This is a genomic window from Psychrobacter sp., from assembly GCF_035469765.1.
Classification (GTDB): domain Bacteria; phylum Pseudomonadota; class Gammaproteobacteria; order Pseudomonadales; family Moraxellaceae; genus Psychrobacter.
Window position 1 is genome coordinate 1 of record NZ_DATIRM010000151.1, and the last position, 11,219, is coordinate 11,219.

At 43.4% G+C, this 11,219-nt stretch carries 14 protein-coding genes; 7 read left to right on the plus strand and 7 right to left on the minus strand.

All coding sequences use genetic code 11. The annotated features are described in order from the left end of the window. On the plus strand, positions 1-885 hold an 885-nt coding region (locus VLN09_RS04230), incomplete at its 5' end, for a LysR family transcriptional regulator (protein WP_325243989.1). A 69-nt stretch (positions 886-954) separates the two neighbouring features. Here the strand turns inward: VLN09_RS04230 and VLN09_RS04235 are convergent. The 4 genes from VLN09_RS04235 to VLN09_RS04250 form a co-directional block, all read right to left on the minus strand. Continuing rightward, positions 955-1,326, minus strand: coding sequence for a CrcB family protein (locus tag VLN09_RS04235; protein ID WP_325243991.1), 372 nt, complete (start codon positions 1,324-1,326; stop codon positions 955-957). Positions 1,327-1,384: 58 nt separating this feature from the next. Beyond that, positions 1,385-2,443: a tRNA (adenosine(37)-N6)-threonylcarbamoyltransferase complex transferase subunit TsaD gene (tsaD, locus tag VLN09_RS04240; RefSeq protein ID WP_325243993.1), complete on the minus strand. Its 1,059-nt coding sequence runs from the start codon at positions 2,441-2,443 to the stop codon at positions 1,385-1,387. 193 nt (positions 2,444-2,636) lie between these two features. Continuing rightward, complete coding sequence (locus VLN09_RS04245; RefSeq protein WP_325243994.1) at positions 2,637-3,155, minus strand: c-type cytochrome; 519 nt, start codon at positions 3,153-3,155, stop codon at positions 2,637-2,639. A 66-nt stretch (positions 3,156-3,221) separates the two neighbouring features. Next, a complete protein-coding gene (locus tag VLN09_RS04250) occupies positions 3,222-3,617 on the minus strand; it encodes a hypothetical protein (protein WP_325243995.1) in 396 nt (131 codons plus the stop codon). A 394-nt stretch (positions 3,618-4,011) separates the two neighbouring features. Here VLN09_RS04250 and rpsU point away from each other — a divergent pair, with 394 nt between their 5' ends. Together rpsU and VLN09_RS04260 are read left to right on the plus strand one after the other, a co-directional pair. Further along, on the plus strand, positions 4,012-4,227 hold the full coding sequence (gene rpsU / locus VLN09_RS04255) for a 30S ribosomal protein S21 (protein WP_010195908.1): 216 nt from the start codon (positions 4,012-4,014) through the stop codon (positions 4,225-4,227). A gap of 196 nt (positions 4,228-4,423) precedes the next feature. Continuing rightward, positions 4,424-4,873 (plus strand): GatB/YqeY domain-containing protein, encoded by a 450-nt coding sequence (locus tag VLN09_RS04260; protein WP_325244006.1) that lies wholly within the window; start codon positions 4,424-4,426, stop codon positions 4,871-4,873. A gap of 75 nt (positions 4,874-4,948) precedes the next feature. Here the strand turns inward: VLN09_RS04260 and VLN09_RS04265 are convergent, their stop codons facing one another. Continuing rightward, a complete protein-coding gene (locus VLN09_RS04265) occupies positions 4,949-6,427 on the minus strand; it encodes a M48 family metalloprotease (protein ID WP_325244008.1) in 1,479 nt (492 codons plus the stop codon). 551 nt (positions 6,428-6,978) lie between these two features. On the opposite strand from VLN09_RS04265, the gene VLN09_RS04270 reads away from it, so the two are divergent. The 4 genes from VLN09_RS04270 to thiS all read left to right on the plus strand — a co-directional run bounded on the left by VLN09_RS04270 (position 6,979) and on the right by thiS (position 9,293). Further along, positions 6,979-7,446 carry a sulfurtransferase TusA family protein gene (locus VLN09_RS04270; protein ID WP_325244010.1) on the plus strand — a complete coding sequence of 156 codons (468 nt, stop codon included), beginning with the start codon at positions 6,979-6,981 and terminating at the stop codon, positions 7,444-7,446. 238 nt (positions 7,447-7,684) lie between these two features. Then, complete coding sequence (gene rpoH, locus VLN09_RS04275) at positions 7,685-8,548, plus strand: RNA polymerase sigma factor RpoH (RefSeq protein WP_325244018.1); 864 nt, start codon at positions 7,685-7,687, stop codon at positions 8,546-8,548. Between the two features lie 50 nt (positions 8,549-8,598). Beyond that, complete coding sequence (locus tag VLN09_RS04280; RefSeq protein ID WP_325244012.1) at positions 8,599-8,967, plus strand: DUF423 domain-containing protein; 369 nt, start codon at positions 8,599-8,601, stop codon at positions 8,965-8,967. A 125-nt stretch (positions 8,968-9,092) separates the two neighbouring features. After that, positions 9,093-9,293, plus strand: coding sequence for a sulfur carrier protein ThiS (gene thiS / locus VLN09_RS04285; protein WP_325244014.1), 201 nt, complete (start codon positions 9,093-9,095; stop codon positions 9,291-9,293). A gap of 301 nt (positions 9,294-9,594) precedes the next feature. Here thiS and hpf read toward each other — a convergent pair whose 3' ends face one another. Together hpf and VLN09_RS04295 are read right to left on the minus strand one after the other, a co-directional pair. Beyond that, positions 9,595-9,966 carry a ribosome hibernation-promoting factor, HPF/YfiA family gene (gene hpf, locus VLN09_RS04290; protein WP_325244016.1) on the minus strand — a complete coding sequence of 124 codons (372 nt, stop codon included), beginning with the start codon at positions 9,964-9,966 and terminating at the stop codon, positions 9,595-9,597. Positions 9,967-10,368: 402 nt separating this feature from the next. Beyond that, a partial coding sequence (locus VLN09_RS04295; protein ID WP_414709082.1) for an RNA polymerase factor sigma-54 occupies positions 10,369-11,219 on the minus strand: 851 nt, incomplete at its 5' end.

Consider the following 11,219-nt stretch of genomic DNA (forward strand, 5'->3'; position numbering starts at 1 on the left):
GAGCTTCGTCATCTTAATACCCTAACTGCGCTACGAGCACACGGCTCGTTAGCTGCCGCTGCCGATGAGCTGCATGTCACTGCCTCTGCCGTCTCGCATCAGTTAAAAGAGCTAGAGAATTATTACGATATCAGTTTAGTCAATCGCCGGACGCGTCCGTTGACCTTTACACCTGCTGGCAAAACGGTATTGGCGCTTGCTGACAGCATTTTACCGCAGGTCACGCGCACCAAATCAAACTTAAAGCGCTTAGCCCATGGTCAGGCGGGCAGATTGCGCTTGGCGTCAGAATGTCATAGCTGCTTTGATTGGTTAATGCCCATTCTTAATCATTATCGCCGTGAGTGGTCAGATGTGGAGCTGGATTTTGCCACAGGTTTTGAGCCTGAGCCGCATCATTTATTGATGGAGGGGGACATTGACCTACTCATTACTACCAGCAATTTGCCGATAGAAGGTATCAGTTATCAACCTTTATTCGAATATGAGAGTCGGTTAGTACTGTCGCCTACTCACGATTTGGCAGAGCAGCGTTTTGTGTGCCCCGAGGATTTGGTTGAGGAAACCTTGATTGCTTACCCAGTAGAAGCCAAGCGCCTCGATATTATTGCCAATTTTATGACCCCAAAGCAGGTCAGCTTTAAGTCTATCCGTACCACTGAGCTAACGGCTATGCTAATACAGCTAGTGGCAAGCGAGCGCGGGGTAGCAGCATTACCCGATTGGGTCGTGGCTGAATATGAGAAAAAAGGCTGGGTAGTATCACGCCCATTAGGGGATGGTGTCTACTGTCAGCTCTACGCTGCAACTCGTACGTCAAGTCAAGATACTGCTTATATGCAGGGGTTTGCCAACTTATTAGAAGGGATCGTAAAACCTATATAGAAGTAATTTTCACTAAAAAAAGAGCCATATTAACTATTAATACGGCTCTTTTTTATTGCTGCAATTTTATTATAAAACTAACTTAAAGAAATAAAACCCAAGTGCCGTTGCTAATAACGTAAGTCCCACATGCAAACCAACCAAGCCCAAAGCGGCCAGTAGCCGCCCATGATGGATAAAGGTAAATACTTCAGCGCTAAAGGTACTAAAAGTCGTTAAACCACCCAAAAATCCCGTAATCACAAATAGCCTAATATTGGGCGACAAGCCACTGCCCATACGCTCAAACCATACCAGTGCCAAGCCTATCAGCAATCCACCTAATACATTGGCGCCAAGCGTCCCAAGGGGTATCCAGTGGTGTAGCGGATTGAAACGTGCCAGCCAACCTCGCAAGCATGCACCGAAGGCAGCCCCTAATCCAATAGCAAGCCACTGCATAAATTATCCTTAATTAGGTAGAGGTTACTATAGAAGGTCGCTTATTAATGACAATACTTTAAACCGCTGGCAGCTCAGTCATTGGCCAACGCGGTACGCAAGTAACTGCCAAATCATCAGACTGTCCTGCTTGTAAACGCTCATAACCTGCATACGCAATCATCGCGCCATTGTCTGTACATAAAGCGGGCGGTGCGTAATGAACAGTCGCATGTATCTTCGCCAACTCAGTCTCTAACGTTTTACGCAAATGACTATTAGCGCTGACGCCGCCTGCAATCACCAATCGGCTCATATTCACTTGCTTAAGCGCTTTAACGCATTTTTTTACCAAGGTATCAACGACGGCATGCTGAAAACTGGCAGCAATATCTGCGCGAACTTGCAGGTCGCTATCAGCAGCATTTCCTGAGCCCCCTGAACCATCGGTATCTTTAATCAGATTATGCACTGCCGTTTTCATACCACTAAAGGAAAAATCTAAACCGCGATGTAGCATCGGTCTAGGCAAACTATAAGCATCGGGATTGCCACCTTCCGCTAATTTAGCAATGTTAGGACCACCCGGATAGGGCAGACCAAGCATTTTTGCCGCTTTATCAAAGCACTCACCCGCCGCATCATCGATGGACTCGCCGAGGATTTCATATTGTCCAATACCATAAGCGGCAATGAGTAGCGTATGTCCACCGGACACTAATAGCGACACAAATGGGAACGCCGGTGGGTTAGCACCCATCAATGGTGCCAGTAAATGCCCTTCCATATGATGGACACCAATCGCTGGAATATCTAGACCATAAGCCAAACTGCGACCAAACAATGCACCTGTCATAAGCGCGCCAATAAGTCCCGGAACTTTGGTATAAGCGATGGCATCAATCTCATCTTTAGTCATATTGCATTGCTGCAAAAGCTCATTAAATAAAGGCACCAGCTTACGAATATGATCGCGACTGGCAAGCTCAGGCACAACACCACCGTAAAGGGCGTGCAGCTCTATTTGTGAATACAATACTTGCCCAAGCAGACCTTTATTCTCACTATTTATCTGTTCGCTATCAAAAATCGCCAGACCCGTTTCATCACAAGAGGTCTCTAATCCTAATACTTTCATCTATCTGCCTTTATATTTTGCTTTGCATCGTTGGTTACTGTGCATGTTTTACTGCTCAGCTTCATGCTGAAAAGCGCTTTTAAAAATACGCCTTATGTGGTTAGTTTATCTTTATTGTATTGCGTCGTTAACAAAAAACCGCCACTGTAAGCTTACAATGGCGGTCAGTTTAGCAAATTTCAATCAATAATATTTAGCTAACCGCAGCGACCATATAGTCGACAGCCGCATGCACCTGCGCCTCACTGACCTCAGCATTTGCCTGAGCAGGCATTTTGTTAAAGCCTTTGGCAGAGTGCATATGTAGTGTATCGATACCTTTGGCAATTCGTGGTGTCCATGCTTCTTTATCACCGAATACTGGCGCGGCTAATAGACCCTTTTCATGACAAACCTTACACTGCTTTTCATACAATGTAGCACCTGCGTCAGCAGCCAACACTTCAGGCTCAGCGGCTGCTTCAGCACTTACTGCTTCAGGCTCTACTGCCGGTACGTCGACAGGTTCTGCTTCAACGACAGGCTCAGCTTCAGCAGGCACTGCTGGCTCTACAACCACAGTTTCGGTTTCATTAACCGCCGCAGGCTCATCAGTAGCAGTATTATCACCACCGCTACATGCACTAAGTGTCAACAACGCACTCAGACTTAGACCAGACAGCGCCAACTTAACAACTGATTTTTTCTTTATTACAGCTTGTTTAACCGTCATGGTTATTTCCTCATCTATAGATGGTTAGTGACACCGCTCATTATTGAATACTGCCCTCAAGCAGGATTAATTGGTTGCAGGTTCAGCTGCATCCGTTGCCGGCATTTCAGTACTATTGGCAGTATCGGCAGTCGCCACAGCGGTATCAGCGGTATCAGCACTATCGGCGCTTGCCGTTGCATCAGCTGCTGTTCCCTCTACTGCAGCCGCCCCTTCTTCAGTACTCATCGTCGCATCTGTTGTCGCGTCAGCTGCTGGCATTGGCGCTGTTGCTGGGAAATCCATCTTTTCTGCTGCAGGTGCATTCTCATGAGCAAGCGCTGCTGCCTCATCAACACGATCAACAGCTAAGACATGACCTGACTCTTCACCTTCTTTTTCACTACTACAAGCACTGATACCAAAACCAAGAGCGACGATAAAAACTGTGCTTAGCGCCGTATTGAGTACTGATTTTCTCATTCCAACATCCTTAATAAAGTGCATATAAAACGTTTGATATTATGCAAATGATCATAGCATAAACTCCACCTAAACCGTTATAGACAGTAGGGGTTTTATTTATACTAACGTTATTTAGTAAATAACCCTGTTTATCCTTCCTAAAGAACGTTATAGGTATAAATGACTTACGGCTCTTATTGCTGATAGCAGTTTGCAACTTAATGATAGTTATGGACTAATAAGTAAAAGCCTTTGACTTTACTGCAATTTTTTATTAAAATAGGCGCCCTTGTGCTATTGCGCAAGATTGTCCTAGTTTGAGCTGATGCCGGTAATCTTGAGATATTACGGCTAAATACTAATACACAGCCAAACTAATGCCCTTATATCTCATCCTAATCGAGGAGTCTTCATGCCTGCAGTTAAGGTTAAAGAAAACGAACCAGTTGATATCGCTATCCGTCGTTTCAAACGTGCTTGTGAAAAAGCTGGCGTATTGTCAGATGTACGTAAGCGTGAATTTTATGAAAAACCAACGCAAGTACGCAAGCGCAAAAAAGCTGCTGCAGTAAAGCGTTATAAAAAGAAATTACAACGCGAAACTATTCGTACCACTCGTATGTACTAATCGATCATACGATTAGCTAAGTACCAGCGCTACACTAACGCCACTGTTATCCAATGATATCAGTGGCGTTTTTTATGCTACAATTTTTATTATTGCCGCTATCACCTCATTTGAAGCTTTCTATTATATGGCTTATAAGTATTAGCGGATTTTTTACATAAACTTTTTATTCATATTAATATAGGGAATAATAACAATGAGCCAAATTAAACAGACGTTGACTGACACCATCAAAGTCTCTATGAAAGCACGTGAGCTTGAACGGGTTAAAGTACTGCGTAACGTACTAGCAGTTATCAAGCAAATTGAAATTGACCGTCAAACAGAGCTTGATGATGCGCAAGTATTAGAGATATTACAAAAGCAGCTCAAACAGCGTCATGAATCACTGACTATCTTTACCGAAAACGGTCGCGATGATTTGGCAGCCAAAGAGCAATTTGAAATTGATATTATCAATGAATATATGCCAAAACAGATGGATGAGGCTGAGATCATTGCTTTAGTTAACGCAGAAATCGCCGAGCAAGGTGCCACGTCAATGCGCGATATGGGTAGCGTGATGGGGATATTGAAAACTAAAACCGCTGGTCGTGCTGACCCTGCTTTAATCTCAAAGCTCGTTAAAGACGCCCTGCAAGGTTAATCACTACAGAAAGTCGATAAAATCAACGTTATTTTTTATATAGCGCTTTATAGCAGTTAGTTATCAAAGAACCGCCTAAGGCTTAAAGTCTTTGGCGGTTTTTACGGCTTTGATTTCGGCATTGATGTTGGCAAGCAGAGGACGCGCGCTATTGGCTTGATTCGTATTTTGCAAATTTTCTGTCAATTTTTTCGCTTGCGTCAAAGAAGTCAACGCCCGCTCGTAGCTTCCACTCCATAGTTGGTCATGACTGCGGTAGCGTAGCGCATTAATGGTAGCGATACTTTTTAGCGGTGCAGAATCGGTGGTCTTTGCCAGTTTTTCATTAGCCAATTGCAAACTTTGCCAAGCATAGCGATCGCTTGGCTGCTGTTCAGTCAATGGTTTGAGCAGCGCTTGCGCTTTGGTTGGCTGATTACTGTTGGTCAAGGCTTCCGCTAAATACAGACGTAAATCACGGCGCTCAGGATACAAGCGCTGCTGACTCTCTAGTATTTCAGCAGCCTGTTGCCATTTACTTTGTTCAGTTAAAATCTGGCTTTTTGTAATGGACAATAATGGCTCGAGTACTTGGCGCTTTGCTATCGGTAATGCAGACAGCTCCACAAATAAATTGTCAGCCTCTTCAAAGCGCTGCTGCTCTCCATACCAGTGCATCAGCGCAAGCTTTGCCCCGATGCTGTTCTTTGCTGCGGTCATCAAGGCAGTCTCAGAAGCATGCTTTCCGGTACTTTGTACGCGCCAATAAAGTAGATCAAACAAAGCTTGATGGCGCTGCTGTTGATTTAACGGCAGCGCATTATAACGCTGCGCACGGCTTTGAGATTCGCTTAAGCGCTCATTACTCAGTGGATGTGAGCGGATAAAACTTGGCAAAAACTGATTGGCTGTCTGGTTCATCTGACTTTTTTGATTCATGGTCGCAAAGAAGCGCGGCATCGCGCGTGGGTCATAACCAGCTTGGTTCATGATTTGCATACCGACCCGATCAGCATCACGCTCATTATTACGACTAAACGCCATGCTGCTATTCATCGTAGCAGTTTGGCTGCCCATCATAACTGCTGCGGCTGCATCACCATCGACGGTCGATGCAGCAATTGCGGCGAGCATGCCACCTATTTGCATCAGCAAGGCTTTTTTGCGCTCATCAGCACCGCTCTCATAATGACGCTGACTGATGTGCGCAACCTCATGAGCGACAACGCTTGCCAGCTCATCCATACTGTTGGCAGCCAATATGGTTCCAGTATTAAGACCAATCACGCCACCTGGTGCCGCAAACGCATTGATACTTGGATTATCAATAATGACCAAACCGAGTGGTGCTTGCTGACGCGCTTGGGCATTGAGCCGCCATGTGAGCTCTTTCACCGTTTCTTGAATCCAAGGGTCATGCTCCATTTTTACACGACTATTGATGTTTCTTAATGACCACTCACCAAGCAATTTATTTTGATATTGCTCATCAAAGCTCAGCCCCTGCCCACGTAAACTGGGCAAACTTAGCTCTTCTGTGCCAGTCGTTTGCCATAAATCATAATTTAATGGCACAGCTTGGCTCTTACTATAGGACGCACTTGTACATGCTAACAATAGTGCTGATAGCGTGAATTTTAACGCAAGTCTTGGCGATAAATAACGGTTTACCTGCTTAGATAATAAACCTGTTTGTATGGATGATTTTTTAAGCAGTAACAGTCTTTTAGAATGATTCAAGTGCGTACCCTATATACATAATCATAACGTACTTCGACTATACGAGCTTGTTTATTGAAGGTCAATTGCCGTCTGCCTGTCGCTACCAATAACTCCGCAGGGCGTCACTATTACGCAACATGATTATGTAAACCTGCTGGCTAAGTCTAATATGTAAATATAGAGATAAATGCTATTCAGTCATTCTGATTGATCAAACGCCATGTTGATTATATTCAACTGCAATTGAATACAGGCAATTTGCTATAATGATTGCTTATAAAACCGTCGGCGACGCCAGCATAATCGCCGTGTCATATTAAGATAGTACTATCCATAAATATTGTAATTCTAAGCATTAGACTGAAACGCTAGGTTTAGTGATAGACACGTTAAAGGTTTATTTTATGTCTGCTGATAGCCCATCCATCATGGTACGAGCCTCTTATCCGATATATTTGGCAGAGACTTTGTCTGAGAGCGCGCAGTATTCGATAGTGCAGCTGTTAGATTTACTACCGGCAAATGGTATTGACTCAAATGATAAAACAGATTTGAGTCAACCTACACTTATTATCAAAAATATGGTCGATGGTCGTGGACTTGCTTGCCCGATGCCGCTGTTAAAAACCAAAGTGGCATTACGTAGTGTGGTCGCTGGAGAATCCTTATACGTGGTGGCAACCGATCCAAACTCGCAAGCTGACATCATGGCATTTTGTCAGCAAAGCCTGCAAACAGATAACCCTAACCCATTAGCGCTTACCATCAATCAAGCAACCTTATCAGACAATGCTGTAGCAAAAGACAGCCCGTCTAAATATTCTGTTGATACAATATATCACTTCATCATTACCAAAACTGATAGCAACTAAGCGTCGCTATCCTTTACAATTACAACTATAAAGATTTTTATCTGACTGTTTGCTTATCTATTTAATCAAGGTCAAGAATATGGCTAATACTACTAACGCTGCAAATACCCGTAAAAAAGACAGCGTCGCTCCTGAAAAAAATGAAGCTCGCGATGCAGCATTAAAAGCGGCGGCTGAACGTCCACCTTATGATGCCAGTGCGCTTGGTGATACCAGTACGCGTGACTTGGTGCCGGCTATGCCAACGCATCTGTCTGCACCAGGGGTAAATCTGGGCGCTTATATTAATACCGTCCACCAAATTCCTATTTTGACCCCAGCCCAAGAGCAAGAGCTTGCCCATCGCTACTATGATGAAGGTGACGTGGAAGCGGCACGTCTTCTGGTCATGTCGCACCTGCGGTTTGTCATTCACATCGCTCGCAGCTACTCAGGTTATGGGCTGCCGCAAGCGGATTTAATCCAAGAAGGCAATTTGGGGCTGATGAAAGCGGTCAAACGTTTTGATCCAAACAAAGGCGTACGTTTAGTATCATTTGCCGTGCATTGGATCAAGGCTGAGATTCATGAGTTCGTTATCCGTAACTGGCGTATCGTAAAAGTTGCTACGACCAAAGCTCATCGTAAACTTTTCTTTAACTTACGTAGCCTCAAAAAGACCAATAATCAGCTGACGATTGAGGAAGCTGATGCGATTGCTAATGACCTAAATGTGACTCGTAAGCAAGTGCTTGAGATGGAGTCGCGCCTCACCTCTTACGATGCGTCATTTGAAGCGCAGTCGAGTGATGATGACGACGGACGTTATGCACCGCAGCTGTTTTTAGAAGATGGTATTGATCCGGCTGAAATGGTCGAGGAGTCTGATTGGGAAGAAAACAACTCGTCTGCCTTGCTTGCTGCAATGGATACCTTGGACGATCGCTCGCGTGATATCGTCGAGCAGCGTTGGTTATCTGAGCAAAAATCTACTTTGCACGAGCTGGCAGCGGTCTACTCTATCTCTGCTGAGCGCGTACGCCAAATCGAAAAAAATGCCATGGATAAAATCCGTGAAGCCATGACGATAGATAGTGTAATTTTGCCTGATGACATTCAATAAGATGACTTCCTTTATCTAGAAAAACCTAAATCAACAATACGAGTACAACCATGTTTAACTGGATAAGTATCGCGGCGATTAATATGGCAATCGCCGTTGCTTTAGGTGCATTTGGCGCACATGGTCTTAAAGCTATAGTCAATACACAACAGCTCGAATGGTGGCAAACAGCAACCCTATATTGGTTTGTCCATTCACTTGGATTATTGTTTGTAGGCATCCTTATTCGGCTGAATTATGCAACCCAAACTGCAGCCTGGTTATTACAAATTGGCGTGATTATTTTTGCGGGTAGTTTGTATGCTATGACACTCGGCGCACCGCGTTGGTTTGGCGCGATTACGCCTATTGGTGGTACCCTTATGATTATTGGTTGGTTATGGCTTGCTGTCTCTTCAGCCCGCTTAACAAACAGCTGATTATTTAGTATTAATGATAAACATATCTAGTTATAGCTGTATTTGGCAGGCAGCCACACCTATCAATAGAATCAGACGGATAAAGATAGGCAAAAGGAATCTTGGTTTATTAGGGAACACAGAACATGAGCTATATTAGTGTTAATGGTAAGAAGCTACAAACCACTCATCAAACGGTACAACTGGTCATCAATGAGCTCGGGCTTAGTCAGGGTCGTTATGCAGTGGAAGTTGACGGCGAACTGATTCCAAAGAGTGAGCTTGATAAGCTACTTATTACTGAAGGCATGGCTATTGAAGTGGTGCAAGCGGTAGGCGGCGGCTAAGTTATTCAACAGTAGCGTTTAAGAGTGCATACTTTTATAAATAGTTTTTTAACCTTTACTTATTTAGAAGCTTCCATAAAAAAGACCTCAACGATAATCCGTCTGAGGTCTTTTTTTACTTAGTGTCTCATGCTTGCTCATTTTTGAGCCTGTCATCTATTTAAATTTATTGTCATTCAAATTCATTGCGAATAACAATACATTTAATAGGTCTTCCAATTTAATAAACCTGCTATTTTTAAATTTTTTATACGTTATTTATTAGCTAAGCATTATTAAATGGCGACAATATATGAGACTACTAAGCTGCTGGCACTGTTTCTTCAGCAGGAGTGACGTCTGGATAGCGTTCATTACGCCCCGAACCCTGAGTTTTCTTACTCTCCAATTTGGTTTTATATTTGCGTACTTGTCTATCAAGTTTGTCTGCCATCTCATTTATGGCTTTATACATATCGTCATCAAGAGCTTGGACAAACATCTCTTTACCCGAGACTCGCATGATAGCTTCAGCCTTATGGCTTTTCGTAGGACCGCTATTATCTAGCGATAGAATAACTTGAATACTCTGAATCTGATCAAAGTGACGCTCTACTTTTTCAAGTTTTTCACGAACTGCTAAATCCATGGCATCGGTAATACTGATATGGTGACCACTGATAGAAACATTCATATTATCGTCCTTTTATTAGTACTTACAATCAACAGATGAGGTAGCATTACTACCATTATCATCCTGCCTTACCACGAACAAATCCTATATCTGCGATCTCAACACCTTTAACAGCAGTACTTTTAGTAAAATCTCGATATGTCCTTGTATCGTCTTTTTTATATTATCCTTAGTCACTTGCTGTATAAATCTGCTAAATCGACACTTAGATTTTGTTGTTGGTATGACTCTAATTTGTCATGAAAACCTGATAGTAGCAAGGCTCTATATTGTAAGTAAATGTAATAAAATCTGTTGTTTCCTTATTGTTTCTATATAATCGAAAAATTTTATTTTTTATGCTTGGTATGAAATTTTTTGGCGATGAACTTCATATATCGATAACTTATTGAATTCAGAGCATTAATATTTTTGTTTGCGCTGCGTAGATGAGCCTATATTCATTGCTTCACGGTATTTAGCAACCGTCCTTCTAGCAATATCGATACCTTCTGCCAACAAATAATCTTTTATCTTACTGTCGGAGAGTGGCTTTTTTGAGTCTTCACCGGCGATCAGCTGCTTAATCATTGCGCTGATAGCAGTTGATGAGATATCACCATCGCTGCTACTGACATGCGATGAGAAGAAATGCTTGAGCGAAAATAGACCTTGCGGTGTCAAAATAGTCTTACTGGTAGTCAGGCGCGAGACCGTTGATTCGTGTAAATTAACCTCGTCTGCAATCACCTTTAGAATAAGCGGCTGCATGGCAGTGGCGCCATATTGCAGAAACTCTTGCTGGTAGCGCACGATACTGGTTGCCACCTTTAATAGGTTTTGGTTACGCTCCTCGATACTGCGAATAAATAAGCGCGCATCAGTAAGGTTTTCACGCAAATATTGGTTATCAGGGCTGTCATCACCGCGCTTAACCAAGTTAGCATATTCTTGATTGACCTTCAGCTTTGGTAGAGTTTCAGGATTCAAACGTACCTGCCAGCCAGCCTCTTCTATCCCCGAATCTGCATTTTTATCTGCGGCTCGTTGACGAATGGGTGTCACCAATACATCGGGAATATCATAGCTGTCTGGCGGCTGTGTATAATCAGGTTGACGACTTTGAAACAGCAAACCAGGAGACGGGTTTAACGTCCGGAGCAGTGTAAGTGCGGGTGTGATGTCCGATGCGCTAAGTCCGGTGCGCTCCGTTAAGGTCTTTATATTGTTACTTACTAGATGCTCACTGGCTGACAATAGTGCTTGCGCTTGTT